Source organism: Hoeflea sp. YIM 152468 (genome assembly GCF_029210485.1).
Classification (GTDB): domain Bacteria; phylum Pseudomonadota; class Alphaproteobacteria; order Rhizobiales; family Rhizobiaceae; genus Hoeflea.
The window spans coordinates 137202-159283 of the sequence record NZ_JARGET010000003.1 but is presented as its reverse complement, the minus strand read 5'-3'; the positions used below and the strand labels follow the sequence as shown (position 1 = coordinate 159283).

Genomic DNA, 22082 nt, shown 5'->3' with positions numbered 1-22082 from the left:
GTTATCCCTTTGTCGCACCGAGGGTGAGACCGGCAATGAAGTGTTTCTGCATCAGAAAGAACATCAGCACCGGCGGCATCGCCGCAAGCAGAGAGGCCGCCGAAACCAGTTGCCACTGGCTCACGAACTGGCCGTTCAGCGCGCGCACTCCGGCCGTGATCGGCAGCCGGTCATCGCCTTGAATGAGGACAGTCGCCCAGAAAAAATCGTTCCAGATAAAGGTGAAAACCAGCACCGCGAGAGCTGCGATCGCCGGTCGGACCAGCGGCAGGACCAGATACCAGAAGATCTTGAACTCGCCAACGCCCTCGATCCGCGCGCTTTCGACGAGTTCGTAAGGCAGCGCCTTGATGAAGTTGCGCATGAACAATGTGCAGAAACCGGTTTGGAACGCTGAGTGAAACAGCACCAGCCCCAATATCGTGTCGTAGGTATCTGTCCGGACCGAGAGATCGCGGACCGGTACCATCAGGATCTGGAACGGAACGAAATTACCGGCGACGAACAGGAAGAACAGCGGCAAAGCCCATTTAAAATCGCGGTAAATCGCAAGCGCATAGCCGGCAAGACAGGCGAGCGCCACCGAGACGATCATGGTCGGTACGGTAACCAGAACAGAGTTCAGCATATAGGTCCCGGCGCGGGATTGGGTAAACACCGCCGAGTAGTTTTCGAGCAGCTGGAAACTCGATGGCCAGCCGAACACATTGCCCGAATTGATGTCCATCGCCGGGCGGATCGAGGTCATGAAGATCGCCAGCAACGGCAGCAACCAGATCACCAGTGCTATCGGCAGCGCGACTTTGTAAGCGATCTGCGCAGAGGGTGAAGAACGTTCAATGGGTGCAGGAAACATCTGCTAACTGCCTCTCTCGTCGCGCCACATCTTCCACAGGAAGAAGCTGATGAAGATCATCATTATGGCAAACAGAACAACGGCGATGGCCGAGCCGTATCCGTAGCGGTAGCCATATTCGGAAAGTGCGGTCTCATACATGTAATAGGACAGCACGTTGGATGAGCCATAGGGGCCGCCCTGGGTCATGATCGCGATCATGTCGAACGACCGAAGTGCGCCGATGACCGTGACCACGATCGCAAGGAACGTGGCCGGCCAGAGCTGCGGCAGGACGACGTACCACAGCATCTTCCAGCCCTTGGCGCCATCAAGCCGCCCGGCTTCAATCTGGTCCGGGGCGACATTGTTGAGGCCGGTGAGGTAAAGGATCATGCAGTAAGCGATCTGCGGCCACAGGCCAGCGAAAATAATGCCGTAGGTGACAAGATCTTCATCCGCCAGAATGGCAGGCGGGACGGCCCCGAAGAACTCCCAGACCTGGCCGACAATTCCGAAATTGGGATTGTAGAACCACGAGAAGATCAGACCGACGACGACTTGCGAAATGACGAAGGGGAAAAAGAACAGCGACTTGTAAATCCGGATGCCGGTCACGGTTTGATTAAGAAACAGCGCGATCCCCAGGCCGATTGGGACAGCCAGCATGAACAGCACCAGCCAGAGAACGTTGTTTTTAAGGGAAGTGTAGAATCTGTCATCGTCGAGCAGGTCGAAATAGTGCCGTAGGCCGACCCATACCGCGCTCGAGCTGCCGTCGGCATTGTCGAGACCATTCCATTCGTAAAATGAAATCCAGATCGACTGGAAAATTGGGATCACCACATAGATGGCGAAGAAGATCAGCGCGGGTGCCAGAAACAGCCAAGGGGCGAGCTTGATGCGATTGCGGTGGAACCAGCCATACGATGAGGCTTTTACGACTGTGGATCCTGGATGTGTCGTCGCATCGCTCATGCCTTGCCCTCCCAAGCGCCTGTCACACGAACCTTGTGTTTGTCCGGATTCTGGCAGTTCCCACCAGGACGCCGGGCGCTGATGGCCCGGCGTCCTGTCATTCGCGGTTATTTGTAAACGCGCTCCTGAACCTTATCGAGGCGTTCGAGAATGGCGTCCAGGCGTTCTGGCTTGACCATGAATTCCTGGAAACCTTCCATGCCGGCCTTGGCCATTTCTGCCGGGGCGTCGCGGTCGTAGAACTGGGCGATGCCCGCGGCGGCGTTGAGCGTGGCGAAGCCTTGCTGAATGAACTTGTCGTCGCCGACAGTGGAGTTCGAGTTGATCGGCAACTGGCCGAGCGCCTCGTTCCATTCCGTCTGGACATCTTCACGTGCAACAAAGGCAAGCCATTTCTTGGCATTTTCCGGGTTTTTGGCGTTGGTTGGCATGTGCCAGGTATCAGTCGGAGCTTCCTCCGCATTGGCAATGTCCGGATTGATCACCGGAAACTGGAAGAAATCGATCTGCTCTTCGGTGAGGCCGCCATCGCGCATCGAGCCAACCGCAAAGTTGCCCATGACATACATGGCGGCTTCGCCATTGATGAAAAGGCTCATGCCTTCCTGCCAGTCCATGGTCGCATGATTGTCAACCCAGCCGCCGGCATCCAGCAATTCCTGCCAGCGTGCGAAGGTGTCGCGGACGCGCTGGTCGGTATATTTGACTTCGCCGGCCGTCAGCTGGTTATGGAAATCATAGCCGTTCTGGCGCAGGTTGAGATAATCGAAGACGCCTGCTGCAGGCCAAAGGAACTTGGTCCCGATCGTGAACGGCTTGACGCCGCTTTCGTTGATTGTTTTTGACGCCGCGATGAACTCGTCCCAGGTCTTCGGTTCGGACAGGCCGAGTTTGTCGAAGATGTCTTTGCGGTAATAAACACCCCACTGATAGTAGGTGTAGGGCACGCCGTATTGTTTGCCGTCGACGGTCATGGATGGCTTGGTTGAGGCGAGTGTCTTGGAAAAGCCTTCGGCTTCCCAGACGTCGGACACATCAGCAAACAGTCCGGCGTCAACAAATGGACGCATGCGGTTGCCAGCGTACCAGGTGGTCACGTCCGGCGCGTCGGCAGTCAGAAAATTCCGGATCGCAGTCTTGTGCGCTTCGCGGTCATTGTTGTTGACGGTGACGTTTATGTCCGGGTTTTCGCCCTTGAATTTTTCAACGGCCGCTTCAAAGGCCGCTTTGGGCCCCGGATTGAGATCGTCATAGGTGATGATCAACTCGCTGGCGAACGAGGCGCTGGTCATCATGGCCAGCGCGACCGCGCCGGTGAATGTGGTTTTAAGTAGCGATTTCATTGGTGGTCTACCTCCCGTTGGACCCGGATCCATCCGCACTGAGCGGACAGCCTTATCAAGTTCCGTTATATGGAACTCAGTTTGACTATTCAGAATTATCAGGCTATGGTGTAATAAATGTCAAGCGGCAAACGTCGCGGCCACCGCTGCTCGGGGGAGGAAACTTGCAACAGGCGCCAAAAAACCAATTGGATTCAGCTTCAGTCAGCGGCGAAGATTCTTCGGCAGCACCGGCCCGTGGCAAGCCGCAACCGGACACCGGAACGCTCGGAAAGGCGATGTCGGTACTCGATATCGTCGCCTCCGCCGAAGAGCCGATGCGGTTCACGGCCATTCTGGCGTTGAGCAACCAGCCGCGCGGTACATTGCACCGGCAACTGACCAATCTTGTCGAGGAAGGCCTCTTGAGCCTCAATCGCGATCATACCTATACGCTGGGGCTGCGATTGCTCAAATTCGCCGCCAAAGCCTGGGCCGGCAATCAGTTTCGCGCTATCGCAGAACCGCATCTCAGGCTGTTGCATGAGCGCACAGGCGAGACCGTGCACCTGGGTGTGCTGCGCGGCACCGAGGTGATCTATCTCGATAAGGTGGAAAGCCGTCAGGCGGTGCGCATGTACTCTCAAATCGGCAATGCGTCGCCGGTCTACTGTACCGGTGTCGGCAAGGCCGCATTGTCGGCAATGGATGACCACGCTCTCACCGGCGTGATCGACGCCATTCAGTTCCGCCGGTTCACCGAACACACCCTGGTGACAGCCGACCAGTTGCGCGCGGAGATCGGGGAAATCCGGCGCTCCGGCAATGCCTATGATCGCGAAGAGCATGAACTGGGCATTCGCTGTGTCGCTGCGCCACTGTTTAGTGCTGACCGCACATTTGTAGCCGGTGTTTCGGTAACCGGACCGGCTTACCGGGTATCGATGGAGGCGTTGCAATCCTGGGCCCAGCTGGTCCGCGAAACTGCTGGCGCAATCATGGACGACATGGGGCCGCGGCTTGGGCCGAGACCGTAACACAGGTGACAGCGCCGGCTGCTCCGGCGGGGTGCAAGAAACCGGCATGATGCCGGAAGAGGGAGAGAAAATGGCAGGGCTGGAACTCCGCAAGGTCGAGAAATCATTTGGATCGGTAGATGTCATTCATGGCGTTGACCTGAGCGTGGATGATGGAGAATTCACCGTGTTTGTTGGCCCCTCCGGCTGCGGCAAGTCCACCCTTTTGCGGCTTATTGCCGGGCTGGAGGATGCCACCAGAGGCTCTATGACAATCGGCGATGTCGATGTGACCAAAGCGGAGCCGGCGGATCGGGGGGTTGCCATGGTGTTCCAGTCCTACGCACTGTATCCGCACATGACGGTTGAGGAGAACATGGGGTTTGGCCTCAAGATGACTGGTCATCCCGCAAGCGAGGTGTCATCGCGTGTGGCCCGGGCCGCCGAGATCCTGCATCTCGGGCCATTGCTCAAGCGAAAGCCGAAGCAGCTGTCCGGCGGGCAGCGTCAGCGGGTGGCCATTGGCCGCTCGATTGTCCGCCAACCCAAGGTTTTCCTGTTTGACGAACCCCTGTCCAATCTTGACGCCGAGCTCAGGGTGCAGATGCGCCTCGAAATCGCCAAGCTGCACAAGGATCTCGGCGCAACGATGATCTACGTGACGCACGATCAGGTTGAGGCCATGACGCTTGCCGACAAGATCGTTGTCTTGCGCGCCGGCCGCGTGGAGCAAGTCGGATCGCCTCTGCATCTGTATGACGACCCCGACAATGCCTTTGTCGCGGGTTTCATAGGCTCGCCACGGATGAACTTTCTGCCTGCTGTGGTGGCCGCTTCCGAAGGTGACACCTTGACCGTGCGCCTGACAGATATGGGAAATGTAGTGGTCCCGATGAACATCAGCACTCCGCACCCGCAAAAGGGAACTGCGCTGTCACTGGGCCTGCGCCCGGAACATTTCGATCCGGCGGGCGCGATCAGCATCGAGACACCCATTGATGTGATCGAACATCTCGGCGGGTCATCCTTTGCCTATTCGCGATCCGAAGAGGAAATGCCGCTGACCATCGAGCTGCGCGACAATCGTCAGGTGCAGGAAGGCGATGTTTTGAAGACGGGTTTCAATCCGGAACGGGCCTTCCTGTTTGATGACGGAACGGGCTTGCGCCTGCGCTGATCGAACCGGATTGGATCGTCAAAGAACCCGAGGTGGAAATGCGCTCGCGTCCTTCTGCTCGGGCGAGCATGTGGACGAGCACCGTGTCAGGCGGTTGGCAGACGGTAATCCTTGAACCGGTCGCGCAACACCGTCTTCTGGATTTTGCCCGTCGCCGTGTGCGGAATCTCGTCAACGAAAACCACGTCATCGGGCATCCACCATTTGGCGATCTTTCCATCGAGAAAGTCGAGCATCGATTGTTTCGTCGGCGTGCGCCCATCCTTGATGACCACCACCAGCAGTGGCCGCTCGTCCCATTTCGGATGCGCAACGCCGATCACTGCGGCTTCGGCCGCATCGGGATGTCCCACAGCCAGATTCTCGATTTCGATCGTGGAGATCCACTCGCCGCCGGATTTGATCACGTCTTTGGCCCGGTCGGTGATTTCCATGTAGCCCGAGGCGTTGATATGGGCGACGTCGCCGGTATCGAACCAGCCTCCGGTCTCGAATTGGTCGGCGCCGCGGTCCTTGTAATAGGATGAGGAGACTGCGGGACCGCGAACCTTCAGCCGGCCGAAGGTTTTGCCATCCCAGGGCAACTCGCTGTTTGCGTCATCGGTAATTTTCATCTCGACCGTAAAAGGCGGATGCCCCTGCTTGACCTGGAGATCGAGTTTGGCCGCGCCCTCCAGATGGCTGTATTCGGGTTTTAGCGAACAAATTGTCCCGAGCGGGCTCATTTCAGTCATGCCCCAGGCATGGATGACCTCGACCCCGTAGATGTCCTGGAAAGCTTGCGTGATTGCGCGCGGACAAGCCGAACCACCGATCACCACGCGGGACAGGTCAGGCAGCTGTCCACCAATTTTTTCCATGTGCTGAAGCAGCATCAGCCAGATGGTTGGCACCGCTGCCGTGATCGTGACTTTTTCCTCAGTCAAAATCTCGTAGATCGATGCGCCATCCATTCCCGCGCCGGGCAATACCATTGTGCAGCCCGCCATCGGGCCCGAGAATGCCGTGGACCAGCCGTTGGCGTGAAACAATGGCACCACCGGCATCAGCCGGTCTTTGGAGGACAGGTTGAGCATGTCCGGCTGCAAGGCCGCCATTGCATGCAGCACATTCGACCGGTGCGAATAGATCACGCCTTTGGGATCGCCGGTGGTCCCGGACGTGTAGCACATCCCGGCTGCGGTTCTTTCGTCGAAATCGGCCCATGCGAAGTCGCCATCAGTTTCTGCAAGATAGCTTTCATAGGAAACCGCGTTGATGAGCGAGGTTTCCGGCATGTGCGCGTCGTCTGTCAGAATCACAATGCGTTCGAGGCTGGGAACGTTTGGCGCGATCATCTCGACCAGTTTGACGAAGGTGAGATCCACAAACAGCATGCGATCTTCGGCATCGTTCATGATCCAGGTGATCTGTTCGGGAAAAAGCCGCGGATTGAGGGTGTGGTAGATCGCCCCGATCCCCAAAATCCCGTACCAGCTCTCCAGATGGCGCCAGGTGTTCCAGGCCATGGTCGCAATGCGGTCACCGACGCCGTAGCCGTCTCGGTCGAGTCTTTGGGCGAGTTGGAGAGAGCGGCCGCGAACCGCCGCATAGCTGGTTCGATGAAAGGGTCCTTCGACAGACCGCGACACAATTTCTCTCTGTCCGTGATAGGTCGCCGCATGATCGAGTACCTTGTGGCAAAGCAGCGGCCACTCCTGCATCATTCCAAGCATTTGATCCCCATCTTGTTTTTGTCCTCATCCAGAGGAAACAGTAGCGCCGGATAGAGAAGGGAGACAACACCAAACTGGCGCAGATCTATAGATTTGAATGTGTTGCAATTTAGTATAGTCTTAAGTATACGCGGATTTGGTCCTGGTCTTGGGTTCAGTATGCGTCTACGGCGCTACATCCAATGCGGTGATTTCGGTAGTGGTTTGTGGATTGGATGAGCAGATTGCAGATCAGGAAGTTTTTCGGAATCACCAGTTCCGTCGCAGTCACGAAGTCGTCCGGGCAGAGGCCGTGTGTTGCGGGGCCTGAAGGCACATGACTGCTCAGGGCCGGCAATTGGGCGCGTTGCAGACTGTCCACCAGCGTTTGGAAGCGTGCGCGACGCAATTTGATCTTCTCAGGCTGCTTCGGGAGATCACGGAGACTTACGCGTTCCGGTATTTTCTTGTTGTCGACACGCCCGGTGTCAGCACAGGCTCTTTCTCCGAGGACGTTGTCATTACCTCGGCTCCCTCTGATATCGTTCAGGGAAATCCAGCAGACAACTGTTTGACCAGCAATCCATTGACGGATGCCCTCCGGGATGCCGGCGCGCCAGTCGAATACAGGGTTGACGGTTCCTGTTCTGTGCCGCGAAACAGTTTCATGAGCTTCGCCGAAAGCGTCGCTTCCAGATATCATCAGAATTACTGGTTCATTGTCCCGGTCTATCACCCCGATCACGGGCCAGCAGCGGTTTGCTTTGTTGGCAACCGGGCGCCCTTGAGTTTCGGTGAGACAGCGGAGCTGACACTTTGTGGACACCTTGCGCACAACAAGCTTCGTCAGGTCTCAGCCAAGCCGCCAAAAGCGGATTCACCGCTGACGGAGCGCGAGCATGAATGCCTGATCTGGACATCCAAGGGCAAGACATCGGCGGAAATTGCCCAGATCCTTGGCCTGTCGGAACACACGGTCAATCATTATCTCAACAACGCGGCACGAAAATTCGACGCCGTCAATCGAACCCAGGCCGTAGCCTATGCCTTGCGCGTCGGCTTTATTCAGTGAAGGCGTCCGGGCCTATCGCGTGACCGGATACCAATAGCGGGCGTTGGCTTCACCACGAATGATCTTGACGTGCTGGTTGGCAAACACCCGGTAAGGGTGACTCCATTCGCCGTCAGGCCATTGCACGCGGATCGTCGCACGCTCGGACACACCCAAACCCAGATGCGTGAAGCCCGCCTGGCCTGAAGCATGTCCGCCTCCCACCTGGATCCGGCGCGTTTGGGTTCTTGTGCCGGTACGCACGGATATCAGCGCCCCGACGGCCGCCGGATTGACCGTGCCATTGTCGAGTTCGATCTTGACCCAGTTGCCCAGCGGCCGGTGCCCCCACTCCGTCGCTGCTCCAAGATTGCGGAACAGGCTTGCGGGGTGTTCGCGGTTGACAACCAGCAGATCCAGCATGCCATCCATGTTGAAATCCTCCACCACGGCGCCGCGGCCGCGTGTATCAAGCGCAAGACCTGCCTGCATGCCGTGCTCATGAAATGTGTCGTCGTACCCGCCCAGCAGCAGGTTGTCGGGGTCGAAGCTGGCGAAATCAGACATCGCCTGCACATTACCTTTGGCGATGAAAAGATCGATTTTGGTGTCATTGTTGATATCGGCGAACTGGCTGTGCCAGCCGGTTGAGGGTTTCGGGTCATCGCCTGTGTAGGGCCGCTGCGCGGTGGCGCCCTTCTCGAAAGCGATGTCGCGATAGGTAGGCCGGTCTTCGCCGGCCTCGTCATCAAGCTTTTGCAGTTTGGTATCGCCCATCGACGTCAGCGCATATTCCGGCAGGCCATCGGCATCGAAATCCGTTTCGGCGATACCCATGCCCCAGATGGTCAACCGCTGCCAGCCTTGCGAAGCGGAGTAGAGACGGGGAGGGCGGCCCTCGGGCATTTCCCACAATTGTTCTTCTCCGCCACGATAATATTGCCTGTCATTGGTGATCCGCAGGTCGCGGCGTCCCGAGCGGTTCCAGTCGGTAAACAGCACCGACAAGGCGCAGTAGCCCGGTTCCAGACGCATGGATTCCGAATAGTCGGGCACCTCACCCGGCGCGGGTCTGAGCAACTGGTTGGGCTCGCAGGTTCCGAAGGGCGTTCCCGGGGCCGAGCGGTCAACATAATTGCCGATGGCGAGAGTGGGAAAGATATTGCCCTTCTCCCAGGTGGCTGACATTCCCGTCGACCAGGCGCGTCCGCCATCGATGGAAAAGGTCCGGTTGGCTTTCTCGAATGTGCAATCGGGTCCGCCCTTGAGCACAAGATTGCGCCCGAGCCGGAGCAGGACCAGGTCCGTATGCCCGTCATTGTCGATATCCAGCGGATAGGCGCCCAGAACGCCGGTCAGGTCTTCGGCCTCCAGGCCTGTTTCAAGCTGCCTGAAGGACAGAGCGCCACCGGTGGGGCTTTCATTGACAAAAAACCTGGCTGGCGAAGAGCCGCCGGCGATCAGGAGATCGGGAAGGCGATCGCCATTGCAATCGAAACTCGCGGCACCGCCGCCGACAAAATATTCCCATCCTCCCGTGTAGGTTTGGTTGATGCCCGCGCTGGCCGCTTCTTCGTGGAGTATCGGGACATCCGCGGTAAAGGCGGGCTGGGCACCAGCGGAGTGGTTCAGAGCAAGGAAGCAAAGAGCGCCGAGGGCAAGGGTGGATTGAAGATGGGTCATGGCAAAATCACCAGGGTCTTGAGAAAGGCAATCAGCGCCGATTTTTCCGAATCGGACGCGGCGGCATAGGCGTCCCGAGCGCTGCGCCCGGCGCCGCCATGGGCGAGGATGATGTCATGCAGACTGCTGAAATCATTCCTGTGACCATAGGGCTGTGTCGACCCGACGCCCCACAGTTCTGCCGTCTGGAAAATATTGCGGTCAACAAACCGCTGCGACAGAAGCTCATTGCCAAGTGCATCGATCTGACTGTCGGTCATCACATATCGCTTGAGGTCACCATACAACGGCACCAGCACCCGGCCCGCGGCATCGCGGGGCAGATCTGCTGCCCAATCCAGCAAGGCGATGTCGTAAATTGCCGTGTCGCTGACCTGCCGGTCGTTCAGGGTGCCCGCCAGATCCAGCGGACCCGGATCGGCAAAGGACAGAGAGTCAAGCGGCAGGGCAGGGCGGTGACAACTCGCACAGCCAAGATCGGTAAAGGCTGCCTCGCCCCGTTCTGCGGCCTCGGCCCATCCTTCAATGTCGGGAACCACCCGCACCGGAGCGCGCAGTGTCGCCTGCCAGGCTACCAGCGCGGAGACGTCGCCGGTGGAGATTTCGGCGAAAGTGCCGTCGCCGTCAAAATCGTCAGAACCGGTCCAGCGCGCGCCGTAACGCTCATCGGACTGCATGCCGTGGTGATGGTTGAGCGCGTTGACGGTGAATTGTCTCAGCGAGGTCATCACGCCTTTCTGGCTGAACGGGCGGATGACGAGGTCTGTGTCGAGGCCATCTAGCTCGTCGAGATTGACTGAACCGTCCGGCTCGGCGGTAATATGCCCGAAGGCAACGCCTTTCGTCTGCAGGGCAAGCCGCACCGCCGCGCCTTCGGCGCGCGCGCGCGCAAGAGCCTTGCTGCGGATGGTGTGCAGGTCGTGGCTCATCTCACGGGCCAGCAGCTCGATGAGACCGGCGCCAAAGAGATGATTGGTCCCGCGTTCACTGGAAAACTGTGGATCAAGGGAATCGAAATCGGCGCTTTCAAAGCCCTCGGAAGTAAACACATTGGCGACAAAGTCACCGGCTCCGCCGATTGCGGGCTGGTTGTGACAGGCGGCGCAGGAACCGGCATCCGGGCCGGCGGTTCGGAAAAACATCTGCGCGCGCGGGTGTTTGCGCCGCGTCGGGTCAATGGCCTGAGTTGCCTGCGGCCGCCCGACACCGTCCAGGGTGGTGAAATTGGCTCGAAACAGGGCTTCGCCGATGTCGATCAAGCGCTCCAATTCATCTTTCGGCAAAACCCCGCTTGGCATGACGCTGATTGCACCGAGCGCCGCTGTGCGTTCGGCCCACGGTTCGTCAGCGCTCGCGGTGGCGGCCAACGCGAACTGCAGTCCAAGCAGTGTGGCAAAAAGCCGTCTCCATCGTCCTCCCGGTGCTGAACTGATCATGGTGATCCTCCCTGTCCATTGATCTTGGCCGCTATGACATCGCGGTCGATAGCCGCCATGGTATGATTGAGGTGGCCTTCATAAACGAGGCGTTCCTCGTCGAGCGAAAGCGAGATGTCTGGGGGGCCTTCGATCCGGATGCCGAGGGAAGCGGACAGACCCTGGTCAATGCCCGGTCGCATCAGATCGAAAAAGCGGATGCCCGGTCCGGTGAAAACCACCGGCATCTTGCCGTGCAGGCTGATCAAGCGCGCTAGCCCGTTGCCGAGCGCCGTTCCGGCCTGCCGGAAGGCAAACTCGGCCATCCGGTCGCCCCGCCGGGCCAAAATCGCAATTTTCTCAACCTCCCGAAACGGGACGAAGCTGGCGGGAATGGTCGTGGGAGGCACTTCGAACGCGGTGCGCAGGATTGCGTAGAACCCCGCATAAGCTTCGATACAGCCGTGTGATCCACAGCGGCACAGCGCGCCGCCATGCGTATGGATCATATGTCCGAAGACCGGCGCACGGGCCCAAGTTGCGCCATCAGCTCCGGTATGGACAACGCCAAGCCCGATGGAGTGGCCGAGCGACAGGGCAGCCAGACGCGGTATGGGTTTGCCTTCCTGACGGGCTAACGCGGTGTGCAACGCGCTGGCGACAAGCCGGCTTTCATGGCTGAGCGTGACATTGGCCTTCCAATCGGGTGCAAGCGTCGTGCGCAGATTGATTTGCTGACTGCCCAACACCGGAGACCACAGCAGCGTTGTGTTGTCGTCCGCCACCAGCCCCTTCGAGGAAATCGAGATCGCTTTCAGATCCTCGCGTGAAATCCGGGTCCGCTCCACCAACCGGACGAGGGCAGCACGAATGTCATTGGCGAACGCTTCCACCTTCTGACCGGTGTTTTCGCGTTTTTCCTCGACCCGGTCGATCAGCGTGCCCGAATAATCCACCATCGAATACTGGAACGCATCGGAGGATATCCGGACAAAGGCTGCATAGGCGGCCGTGCGGCGTTGTTTGAAAAGAACCCGTGGCCGCCCGCGGCCGCCTGCAGGCGGAGCCTCCGACCGCTCGATGACACGCTCGTTTTCCAGATCGCGGGTGATCGCGGTAACGGTTGCCGACGCAAGGCCTGTCTCCAGCGCCAGGTCGGTATGCGACTGGCCGCTTTGCTGGCGCAGCGCTTCCAGCACGAGCGCCCGATTCTGCTGGCGTACAAGTTCGGTACTGGATCTGGTCAGCATGAAACTCCACCCTGCCTTTTCCGGCTCGTGACCGAAGTGCTGCGCCGCAATGACCGTCGCCATGTGTCCATTGGACATGTGTGGCAAACCACTGCCGCATTGTCAGGGGTCTGCGGCGTCCCGCGCACCGCTGTTCGGCGGTACCAGACCAGGATTGTGCGTAGGAGGCGTGGGCAGGCAGGGCGCGCCGGCAATCGATCCACTGACGCGAGACAGCAGATTTCTTGCCGCAGTTGCAACGCGTTGCTATGCAAAGCAACGGCCGGTGGGAAATTGGCGTGGCACATGCACGGACGCACTATTGGTCATGAAGTGTCCCCTTCTTCTGCGGATCAGTTCCTATGCCAGACCTCCGCTGCGCAATTTCCGTCGCGCCGCAGATGCGATGCTGTTGTGGCGCCGAATACTCTTGTGTGGCTTTATTGAACCCCGGAGCTTCCTCCTTCACCGGGTGTGTTGACAGCATGCGGGAACCCTGACATTAATTTTCTCGACTGTCGAGAAAAAAGCTTGCCTTTGCTGGCCGCTCGCACAGTTGAGCATTGACCGGGCAGGAGAGACCAGTCCGGCAGGTCTAGTCTTGGGAGGACACTATGAAATCCATTCTTACTCTGATGGCCGGCACGGCCATTGCGCTAACCATGTCGACTGCGACTTTCGCCAAGGACATGGTGATCGGCGTGTCTTGGTCCAACTTTCAGGAAGAGCGCTGGAAAACCGACGAAAACGCCATGAAAGCGGCCATCGAAGCCAATGGCGACACCTACATCTCGGCTGACGCACAGGCTTCCGCTGCCAAGCAGCTGACCGATGTCGAAAGCCTGATCGCCCAGGGCGCCAACGCTCTGGTGATCCTGTCTGTTGACTCGGGCGCGGTCGGCGCAGCGGTCGACAAGGCTGATGCCGAAGGCATTCCGGTGCTCGGCTACGACCGCCTCATCGAGGATGATCGCGCTTTCTACCTGACCTTCGACAACAAGGGCGTCGGCCGCATCATCGCCGAAACCGTCAAGGCTCAGCAGCCTGAAGGCAACTATGCCATCATCAAGGGCGACAAGGGTGACCCGAACGCGCTGTTTCTGCTCGAAGGCATGATGGAAGTCATCGGCGAGGACGTCGATGCCGGCAAGATCAAGATTGTTGGCGAAGCTTTCACGGATGGCTGGAAGCCGGACAATGCCCAGAAGAACATGGAGCAGATCCTGACCGCGGCTGACAACAAGGTTGATGCGGTTCTGTCGGAAAACGACGGCATGGCTGGCGGCGTCATCGCAGCGCTCTCGGCCCAGGGCCTCAACATTCCGGTCGGTGGCCAGGATGGCGATCATGCCGCTCTCAACCGCGTTGCCCGCGGCACCCAGACCGTGTCGGTCTGGAAAGACTCCCGTGCTCTTGGCAAGGCCGCTGGCAACATCGCCGGCATGCTGGCGGATGGCAAGGCCATGTCCGATATCCCGGGTGCCGTTAAGTGGTCCGGCGGCGCCAACGGCGTTGAGATGAACGCGATCTTCCTTGCGCCAACTCCGATCACCAAGGACAACATCAATGTTGTCATCGAAGCCGGACATATCGCCAAGGACAAGGTCTGCGAAGGCGCCATGGATGGCGTAAACGGTTGCTGATCAGCCAAAGGGTGTGAGACTGTTCTGCGCTGGCGAACCTCGCCGGCGCAGGTTTCTCTTCGCCCGGGAGCTTGGGCAAGAGGTGCTGGCGGCCGCCGGGGGAGTGCCGGTGTCGGGAGAGGCAGAATAATATGCGTGAGGATGGGGGAGTCCTGGTGAACCAATCAACGACAAAGACAACCACTGGCGCCGGTCGCGTTGACCGCGAGGGGCTATTTATCAGGTTCATGCGAGCCACTGAAGTCGATGTGCGCCTTCTCGGCATGATCGCCGCCTTGCTGACCATCTGGGTTGGATTCCATCTCTATGGTGAGCTTGTTCTTGGCCGTGGATCCTTCCTGACCGCACGAAACATCTGGAACCTGTCCGTGCAGACGGCGTCCATCGGGGTGATGGCAACCGGCATGGTTCTCGTGATCGTCACCCGCCACATCGATTTGTCGGTGGGTTCAATTCTGGGTTTCTGCGCCATGATGATGGCGATTATCCAGGTCTGGATCTTGCCGGAGTATCTGGGGCTCGGTCATCCGCTGATTTGGATCATAGCGGTCGTGAGCGGATTGTTGATTGGCGCCCTGATCGGTGGTTTTCATGGCTATCTGGTTGCCTATCTGGGAATTCCAGCCTTTATCGTGACGCTGGGCGGCTTGCTGGTCTGGCGCGGCGCGGCCTTCCTGCTGGCCCGCGGCGAAACAATTTCTCCGGTCGACAGCACGTTTTCACTGCTCGGTGGCGGGCCTTACGGTTCGATCGGTTCCACTGGCAGCTGGGTGGTCGGCATTCTCATTTGCATCGGCATCGTTGCGCTGATGCTGGTCGGCCGTCGTCAGCGCCAGCGTTACGACTTTCCGCTTCGGCCGATGTGGGCCGAAATCTTTCTCGGTCTGGTCGGCTGCGGCGTGACAGTGGGCTTCGTCATGCTGGTCAACAGCTATCCCTGGCCCATCGGAATTGTCAGGCAGTATGCTGCCGCCAACAACCTTGAGACGCCGGTCAAGGAGATCTTTATTTCTCACGGCTTTGCCATTCCGGTTCTCATTCTGATCGCGGTCGGAATCGCCATGACGTTCCTGACCTCGCGGACACGCTTTGGCCGCTATGTCTTTGCCATTGGCGGCAACCCGGAAGCAGCAGAGCTGGCCGGCATCAACACCCGCTGGGTCACCGTCAAGATCTTTGCCCTGATGGGGTTTCTGTGCGGGCTGTCGGCAGTGATCGCCAGCGCCCGGCTCAACTCCGCCACCAACAATCTGGGCACGCTCGATGAGCTGTATGTGATTGCGGCCGCAGTGATCGGCGGCACCTCATTCGCCGGGGGAGTAGGCACCATTTATGGAGCCGTACTCGGCGCCATCGTGATGCAGTCACTTCAAACCGGAATGGTGCTGATCGGTTTCGATGCGGCTATCCAGCAGATGGTGGTGGGCGGAGTGCTTGTCTTCGCCGTCTGGATTGACACCATGTATCGGGCGCGGGCCAAGTAGGGAGAACTGCCATGTCAGACACCACACACAACACACCCCTGGTCGAACTTCGCGACATCTCGATTGCCTTTGGCGGCATCAAGGCCGTGGACCACGCCTCAACCGATCTGTTTCCCGGCGAAGTGGTCGCTCTGGTGGGCCACAACGGTGCCGGAAAATCGACGCTGATCAAGATTCTCTCGGGTGCCTACAAGCGCGATTCGGGCAAGATCTTCATCAATGGCGAAGAAGCACAGATCGAAAACCCCCGCGACGCGAAGCGTTACGGCATCGAGACGATCTACCAGACACTGGCTGTTGCCGACAACGTTGATGCTGCTGCCAATCTCTATCTCGGCCGTGAATTGCAAACCGCTTGGGGCACGCTTGATGATATCGCCATGGAAGCGGAGGCCCGCAAGGTGATGGGGCGTCTCAATCCCAATTTTCAGCGCTTCAAGGAGCCGGTCAGCAAGCTCTCCGGTGGTCAGCGCCAGTCGGTGGCGATTGCCCGGGCAATCCTGTTCAACGCCCGCATCCTGATCATGGATGAGCCGACCGCGGCACTTGGGCCACAGGAGACCGAACAGGTTGGCGATCTGATCAAGCAGTTGAAAAAGGAAGGCATCGGGATTTTCCTGATCAGCCATGACATCCACGATATCTTCGATCTGGCCGACCGTGTCACGGTGATGAAGAACGGCCAGGTCGTCGGCTACGCCAAGACCTCGGATGTCACCAAGGATGAGGTTCTCGGCATGATCATCATGGGCAAATGCCCGCCGGGCGCGATTCCCGGGCCTGGCGCCCTGCAAACAGCCTGATCAACCATCAAAACCGGGACTGAGCGTCCCGGTTTTTTGTTGCGCTGCCACATTGCCGGAAGGCCTGTGGGGCTGGAAGGCCATTCGCTCCGTGAAAACACGAAAAATTACAAAGATTTAGGAAGGTTTATCAAAAGATAAAGAATCTTGTGTTTTTCCTATTGCATTGCAGCATAAACTGCACCATATCTCGATCAACGCCATGTCGAACTCCTCCTCCTCCCAATTCGGCATGGCTACAGTCGTGACAATCAGGGCCGGGATCCTCCTCCCAAGCACCGGTTCGGATGTCACGACAAACCACAAGCGCCTGTCGGTATCATGCCGGCAGGCGTTTTGTTTTTCGGGTGATCGCATCCGCCAACACGGCTTTGCCGAGTGCCAGATCAAGCGCCCGTCCGGTGCCGCCCGTCCGGTGCCGCCCGTCCGGTGCCGCCTTGTCCGGTACCGTCTTGTCTGCTCGCGGCAGAACCTCAAGACCGGCCCGGGTAAAACGACGCCTTGTGGTCCTGTGCTATCTTTGAGATGTGGTCGGCCACGGTCCGCACCCGCGCCAGATCGCGCGCCGATTCATGGTAAACCATGAAGTAGGACCGCCCGATGCGGTGTTCCGGCAGCACCCGGATCATGTCCGGGTCAAGCCCGGCGATATAATCATGCAGCACCGCAATGCCCGCGCCAGAGCGCACCGCCTCGGTTTGTCCTGTGGCGCTGGAGATTTCAAACTGGGCCGTCCAGTTGCGCAAGATCTCGTGGGTGAAATGCAGCGATGGTGAAAAGATCAGATCCTCGACATAGCTGATCAGACGGTGGGCCTTGAGATCGTCGGCGTCTTGCGGGGTCCCGTGTTCGGCGAGATAGGCGCGCGACGCGTAAAGCGACAGCGAATAGTCTACCAGCTTGCGCGCCACCAGCCGCCCCTCAACCGGGCGTTCGACCGTAATGGCGATATCGGCTTCGCGCTGCGGCAGCGAAAAGCTGCGCGGCACCGGGACCAGCTGCAGCCGCAAATCCGGATGGCGTGCAATCAGAACCCCAAGCCTGGGCGCCAGAAAAGACACGCCGAACCCGTCCGGAGCCCCGATCCGCACCGTGCCGGATATGGCGCTGTCGGGGCGGCCGAGATTGGACTGTGCGGCCAGCATCTCCGCTTCCATGCGTTCGGCATGCACCAGAAATGTCTCGCCTTCGCCGGTCAGGCCGCAGCCATTGGTGCGCCTGACCACCAGCTGCGCACCGAGCGCCGTTTCAAGCGAGGTTATCCGCCGCGCCGCTGTGGCATGGTTTATCCCCAGCCGTCGGGCCGCCCCGAGAATCTGGCCCGAGCGCGCGACAGCAAGAAAGACCCTGATATCATCCCAGTTCATGACCGCTTGTCCGGACAGACCCTGAATAGGCGAAAGTGCTCACGCTTCATAAAATGACCCGGTTCGGTGCGGCCCCGATGGCTGTTCCCTGTCGCGTGGTTTTGCTGCATGGCTCCGGGGCGGTCAAGGCCGTCCCGAAACAAGGTGAGCCGGCATTAGCCGTGAGCGATCATGACATGCCGCACAGCGGTGTAGTCCTCAAGGGCGTAAAGCGACATGTCCTTGCCATAGCCTGATTGCTTGATTCCGCCATGCGGCATCTCGTTGACCAGCATGAAATGGGTGTTGATCCAGGTGCAGCCATACTGCAATCGTGCCGCACAGGTCATGGCTTTGGAGATGTCCTTGGTCCAGACCGAGGAGGCGAGACCGTACTCGGAATCATTGGCCCAGGTCACGGCCTCGTCTGCATCGGAGAACCGGGTTACCGAGACCACGGGTCCGAACACCTCCCGCCGCACGATTTCATCCGATTGCAGGGCGCCGGCGATCAGGGTGGGCTGATAGTAAAAGCCATCGCCGCCGCCCGGCTTGCCGCCGGTGGCAATTTCGATGTGCTTCATTTCGCTGGCCCGCTCGACGAAACTCGCCACCCGGTCCCGCTGCCGCTTGGAGATCAGCGGGCCGATCTCGTTGTCGGCATCGTCGCTCTGGTCATACCTGATGCTCGACACGGCGCTTGTCAGGCTGGCGACGAGCCTGTCGTAGATCTTCGGTCCGGCATAAACCCGGCAGGCTGCCGTGCAATCCTGGCCAGCATTGTAGAAGCCGAAGGCGCGCAAGCCATCCACGACGGCATCCAGATCGGCGTCGTCGAAGACGATCACCGGTGCCTTTCCGCCCAGCTCCAGATGCGTGCGCTTGACCGACTTGGCCGCTGCCTGCAGCACCTTCTTGCCGGTGGCGACATCTCCGGTGATTGAGACCATATTGATCTTGGGATGATTGATCAGCGCGTTGCCGACGCTTTCGCCCCGTCCGAGAACGACGTTGACGACGCCTTCGGGCAGGATGTCGGCAAGGATCCTGGCAAATTTCAGCGATGTCAGCGGCGTCTGTTCAGAGGGTTTGAACACAACCGTGTTGCCGCCACCGATCGCCGGCGCCAGCTTCCAGGCCATCATCATCAGCGGGTAGTTCCACGGCGCGATCGAGGCGATGATTCCAATCGGATCGCGGCGCACCATGGAAGTATGGCCCGCCATGTATTCGCCTGCCGCCTGGCCGGGCATGCAGCGCACGGCGCCCGCGAAAAACCGGTAACAATCCACAATGGCGGGAATTTCGTCGTTTCTCACGGCATTGATCGGCTTGCCGCAATTGAGGGCTTCCAGTGCGGCAAATCCGTCGGCTTCCGCTTCGATGCGGTCGGCGATCTGCAGCAGGTAGGCGGATCGTTGCGCCGGTGTGGTTCGCGACCAGGTGACAAACGCCTTTTCGGCGGCATTGACCGCGGCCTCGATCTGGATTGAAGAGGCTTCGGGCAGATTGAGGATGGTTTCACCGGTGCGCGGGTTGAAGATCTTTTCCTCGGCTTCCGTTCCCGCTTCGAAGCGGTTGCCGATCAGCATTTGGGTGTCCATGGCGTGTCTCCCGTAGGTTATTTGCCCTGTCCGGAGATCTGGTCTCCGTCCTGGGTGAGGTAATAAGCGGCCAGAATTGGCAGGAAGGTGACCAGCACCACCACCATCGCCACCACATTGGTGACCGGACGCTGGCGCGGTCTGACCAGCTCTTCAAGCATCCAGATGGGCAGCGTGGCCTGCTGGCCCGCGGTAAAGGTGGTAACGATCACCTCGTCAAACGACAGCGCAAAGGCCAGCATGCCGCCGGCCAGCAGCGCTGTGCCGATATTGGGCAGGATCACATGGCGGAAGGTCTGGAACCCGTCGGCGCCGAGATCCATCGAGGCCTCGATCAGCGAGCCCTGCAGCCGCCGGAACCGCGCCACCGCATTGTTGTAGACCACGACGACGCAGAAGGTCGCGTGGCCCAGAACAATGGTCCAGAACGAGAACGGAATTTCGGCCAGGTTGAAGGCCGAGCGCAGCGAAATGCCGGTGATGATGCCCGGCAGCGCAATCGGCAGAATGACCAGCAGCGAGATTGCCTCGCGCCCAAAGAACCTGGTCTGCGAAATCGCCGCGGCGCACAGCGTTCCGAGTGTCAGCGCAACGGCTGTCGAGATCGAGGCGACCCGCACCGACAAACCCAGCGCTTCCCAGACATCGGGCCGGTTCCAGGTCACGGCAAACCATTTCAGCGTCAGCCCGGGGGGAGGGAACTGGTAGCTCTTGTCCTCGGTGGTAAAGGCATAGAGGAAGATCAGGAGCAGCGGCAGATGCAGAAATGCAAGCCCGACGCCGGCCGCGATTTTCAGCCCCATCGGTGTGCGGTTTTGACGGTCAGAGCGCATTGAAGGCTCCCGCGCGTTTGGCCAGCCACAGATAGATTCCCATGATCACCACCGGCACCACGGTAAAGGCCGCAGCCAGCGGAATGTTGCCCGCCGTGCCTTGATGCGCGTAGACCGCCATGCCGATAAACAGGTGTGATGTACCGATGATCTGCGGGATGATGTAATCGCCCAAAGTCAGCGAGAATGTGAAGATCGATCCGGCAATGACACCCGGCAGCGCCAGCGGCAGCAGGACATTGCGAAACGTCTGGCCCGGCGAGGCGCCCAGGTCGGCCGAGGCTTCCAGCAGGTTTGTTGGAACCCGCTCAAGGGCTGCCTGCATCGGCAAAATCATGAACGGCAGCCAGACATAGACAAACACAAGGAACGTGCCCGTCGGGCTGACCGACAATGAATTGCCGCCCACAATTGGCAACGCCAGCCATCCGTCGATGAGGAATGTCAGGTGAAGCTTGTCAAACACCCAGCCGAGAATGCCTTCCTTGGCCAGGATCAGTTTCCAGGCATAGATCTTGACCAGATAGCTCGACCACAACGGCAGCATCACTCCCAGATAGAACATTGCCTTCCAGCGGCCACGTGCGTAGCGCGCCGCGAAATAGGCGATCGGAAATGCGATGACGGCGGAAGCGATGGTGACCAGCCCTGCCATGATGACGGTGCGAACAATGATGTCGAGATTGGAGGGGCGCAGCAGTTCGCCATAGGTCTTGAGGGTGAATTCGCGCACCACCATGCCGGAGAACTCGTCAATCGAGAAGAAGCTCTGGATCAAGAGTGCGAACAGGCTGCCGAGATAGATCACGCCAAGCCACAGCAGCGGCGGGGTCAGCATCAGGAACAACAGGAGCTGCGGCTTGCGCCAGAAGGCGTCCGACAGCGAACCGCCAAGGCCGCCTCGGCCGGCAAGAATGGCGCCACCTGAGGCTGAGGAAGAGACACTCATGCGTCTGTCCCCATCAGGTGCAGATCATCCGGCTTCCAGGAGAAGCGCACGCTGGCGCCCTGTTCCGGCACGGCCAGGCCGGACGGCAGCAGCACGTTGAGTTTTTCGCCCGCCACATCCAGCGTCACGCGCGTGGCGCTGCCCAGAAAACTTGCACCGGTGACCCGCGCCTCATGGCCGCTCACGGCGTCGAGGCGAACATCTTCGGGCCGCAGGCTCGACCATTCAGCCGGTCCGCCAAGCTGTTGGGTAACTTTTGGCGGAAGGACATTGGACGAGCCGACAAAGTCGGCGACGAACCGGGTTTTGGGACGGCGGTAAATCTCTTCGGGCGTGCCGGTCTGCATGATCCGGCCTTCATTGAACACCGCGATCCGGTCAGCCATCGACAGCGCTTCGCTCTGATCATGAGTGACGAAGACGAAGGTGATGCCGAGCGCCTTCTGCAGCACTTTCAATTCTTCCTGCATCTGCTCGCGCAGTTTGAGATCGAGCGCGCCGAGAGGCTCGTCGAGAAGCAGCACTTTCGGTTTGTTGACCAGAGCCCGAGCCAGCGCCACCCGTTGCCGCTGGCCGCCGGACAATTGTCCGGGTTTGCGGGATCCGTAACCAGGCAGCTTGACCATCTCGAGGGCCGCTTCAGCGTTCCGCGCGCGCTCCGCCTTGCCGACGCCGCGGATCATCTGTCCGTAAGCCACATTGTCAGCCACATTCAGGTGCGGAAACAGCGCGTAGTCCTGAAACACGGTGTTGACGTTGCGCCGGTAGGGCGGAACGCCCTCCACCGTTTCTCCGAAAATCTCGATATGGCCTGAGGTCGGTTGCTCGAATCCGGCGATCAGCCGCAGGCAGGTGGTCTTGCCGGAACCGGAAGGTCCGAGCATGGCAAAGAACTCACCCGGCGCAATCTCCAGATCAACGGCGTCGACAGCGCGAACGGCTCCAAAGTGGCGGGAGACCTGCTGAAATGAGACGGCATGCGGCATGGGCAATCCAAATCAGTCCTGTTCAGCCTTCCCC

The 22082-nt window shown here is 59.4% G+C and carries 19 protein-coding genes; 6 read left to right on the top strand and 13 right to left on the bottom strand.

The window, feature by feature from the left end; genetic code table 11:
• Position 1: 1 nt before the first annotated feature.
• From PZ897_RS01045 to PZ897_RS01035, 3 genes are all read right to left on the bottom strand, one after another.
• On the bottom strand, positions 2-856 hold the full coding sequence (locus PZ897_RS01045) for a carbohydrate ABC transporter permease (RefSeq protein WP_275749064.1): 855 nt from the start codon (positions 854-856) through the stop codon (positions 2-4).
• Positions 857-859: 3 nt separating this feature from the next.
• Positions 860-1813, bottom strand: a complete 954-nt coding sequence (locus PZ897_RS01040) for a sugar ABC transporter permease (protein WP_275749063.1) — start codon at positions 1811-1813, stop codon at positions 860-862.
• Between the two features lie 107 nt (positions 1814-1920).
• Positions 1921-3156 carry an extracellular solute-binding protein gene (locus tag PZ897_RS01035; RefSeq protein ID WP_275749061.1) on the bottom strand — a complete coding sequence of 412 codons (1236 nt, stop codon included), beginning with the start codon at positions 3154-3156 and terminating at the stop codon, positions 1921-1923.
• Between the two features lie 278 nt (positions 3157-3434).
• On the opposite strand from PZ897_RS01035, the gene PZ897_RS01030 reads away from it, so the two are divergent.
• Together PZ897_RS01030 and ugpC are read left to right on the top strand one after the other, a co-directional pair.
• On the top strand, positions 3435-4172 hold the full coding sequence (locus tag PZ897_RS01030; protein ID WP_275749060.1) for an IclR family transcriptional regulator: 738 nt from the start codon (positions 3435-3437) through the stop codon (positions 4170-4172).
• A gap of 70 nt (positions 4173-4242) precedes the next feature.
• Complete coding sequence (gene ugpC / locus PZ897_RS01025) at positions 4243-5328, top strand: sn-glycerol-3-phosphate ABC transporter ATP-binding protein UgpC (protein ID WP_275749306.1); 1086 nt, start codon at positions 4243-4245, stop codon at positions 5326-5328.
• An 86-nt stretch (positions 5329-5414) separates the two neighbouring features.
• Here ugpC and PZ897_RS01020 read toward each other — a convergent pair whose 3' ends face one another.
• Both PZ897_RS01020 and PZ897_RS20295 read right to left on the bottom strand, forming a co-directional pair.
• Positions 5415-7043 (bottom strand): long-chain-fatty-acid--CoA ligase, encoded by a 1629-nt coding sequence (locus tag PZ897_RS01020; RefSeq protein WP_275749059.1) that lies wholly within the window; start codon positions 7041-7043, stop codon positions 5415-5417.
• A gap of 154 nt (positions 7044-7197) precedes the next feature.
• A complete protein-coding gene (locus tag PZ897_RS20295; RefSeq protein WP_343217435.1) occupies positions 7198-7725 on the bottom strand; it encodes a hypothetical protein in 528 nt (175 codons plus the stop codon).
• On the opposite strand from PZ897_RS20295, the gene PZ897_RS20290 reads away from it, so the two are divergent.
• Positions 7690-8094, top strand: a complete 405-nt coding sequence (locus PZ897_RS20290; RefSeq protein WP_343217434.1) for a helix-turn-helix transcriptional regulator — start codon at positions 7690-7692, stop codon at positions 8092-8094. The genes PZ897_RS20295 and PZ897_RS20290 overlap by 36 nt on opposite strands.
• Before the next feature lie 12 nt (positions 8095-8106).
• Here PZ897_RS20290 and PZ897_RS01010 read toward each other — a convergent pair whose 3' ends face one another.
• Genes PZ897_RS01010 through PZ897_RS01000 form a run of 3 tightly spaced genes read right to left on the bottom strand, consistent with a single transcriptional unit; the run spans position 8107 to position 12421 of the window.
• Positions 8107-9756: a CRTAC1 family protein gene (locus PZ897_RS01010; RefSeq protein ID WP_275749057.1), complete on the bottom strand. Its 1650-nt coding sequence runs from the start codon at positions 9754-9756 to the stop codon at positions 8107-8109.
• Positions 9753-11192 (bottom strand): di-heme oxidoredictase family protein, encoded by a 1440-nt coding sequence (locus PZ897_RS01005; RefSeq protein ID WP_275749055.1) that lies wholly within the window; start codon positions 11190-11192, stop codon positions 9753-9755. The genes PZ897_RS01010 and PZ897_RS01005 overlap by 4 nt, the downstream gene beginning before the upstream one ends.
• Positions 11189-12421: an ROK family transcriptional regulator gene (locus PZ897_RS01000; RefSeq protein WP_275749304.1), complete on the bottom strand. Its 1233-nt coding sequence runs from the start codon at positions 12419-12421 to the stop codon at positions 11189-11191. The genes PZ897_RS01005 and PZ897_RS01000 overlap by 4 nt, the downstream gene beginning before the upstream one ends.
• A 593-nt stretch (positions 12422-13014) precedes the next feature.
• Between PZ897_RS01000 and PZ897_RS00995 the strand changes: the two genes are divergently transcribed.
• The 3 genes from PZ897_RS00995 to PZ897_RS00985 all read left to right on the top strand — a co-directional run bounded on the left by PZ897_RS00995 (position 13015) and on the right by PZ897_RS00985 (position 16330).
• On the top strand, positions 13015-14043 hold the full coding sequence (locus PZ897_RS00995) for a substrate-binding domain-containing protein (RefSeq protein ID WP_275749054.1): 1029 nt from the start codon (positions 13015-13017) through the stop codon (positions 14041-14043).
• A 131-nt stretch (positions 14044-14174) separates the two neighbouring features.
• The gene (locus PZ897_RS00990) at positions 14175-15527 is read left to right on the top strand and encodes a sugar ABC transporter permease (protein WP_275749053.1); all 1353 of its coding nucleotides are present in this window, start codon (positions 14175-14177) and stop codon (positions 15525-15527) included.
• Positions 15528-15538: 11 nt separating this feature from the next.
• Positions 15539-16330 carry an ATP-binding cassette domain-containing protein gene (locus PZ897_RS00985; protein ID WP_275749052.1) on the top strand — a complete coding sequence of 264 codons (792 nt, stop codon included), beginning with the start codon at positions 15539-15541 and terminating at the stop codon, positions 16328-16330.
• A 473-nt stretch (positions 16331-16803) separates the two neighbouring features.
• Here PZ897_RS00985 and PZ897_RS00980 read toward each other — a convergent pair whose 3' ends face one another.
• From PZ897_RS00980 to PZ897_RS00960, 5 genes are all read right to left on the bottom strand, one after another.
• A complete protein-coding gene (locus PZ897_RS00980) occupies positions 16804-17697 on the bottom strand; it encodes a LysR family transcriptional regulator (RefSeq protein WP_275749051.1) in 894 nt (297 codons plus the stop codon).
• 155 nt (positions 17698-17852) lie between these two features.
• The gene (locus tag PZ897_RS00975) at positions 17853-19280 is read right to left on the bottom strand and encodes a gamma-aminobutyraldehyde dehydrogenase (RefSeq protein ID WP_275749049.1); all 1428 of its coding nucleotides are present in this window, start codon (positions 19278-19280) and stop codon (positions 17853-17855) included.
• 17 nt (positions 19281-19297) lie between these two features.
• Entirely contained in the window at positions 19298-20113 is an 816-nt protein-coding gene (locus PZ897_RS00970; protein ID WP_275749047.1) for an ABC transporter permease, read from the bottom strand.
• The gene (locus tag PZ897_RS00965) at positions 20103-21062 is read right to left on the bottom strand and encodes an ABC transporter permease (protein WP_275749045.1); all 960 of its coding nucleotides are present in this window, start codon (positions 21060-21062) and stop codon (positions 20103-20105) included. The genes PZ897_RS00970 and PZ897_RS00965 overlap by 11 nt, the downstream gene beginning before the upstream one ends.
• Positions 21059-22048, bottom strand: coding sequence for an ABC transporter ATP-binding protein (locus PZ897_RS00960; protein WP_275749043.1), 990 nt, complete (start codon positions 22046-22048; stop codon positions 21059-21061). The genes PZ897_RS00965 and PZ897_RS00960 overlap by 4 nt, the downstream gene beginning before the upstream one ends.
• Between the last annotated feature and the right edge of the window lie 34 nt (positions 22049-22082).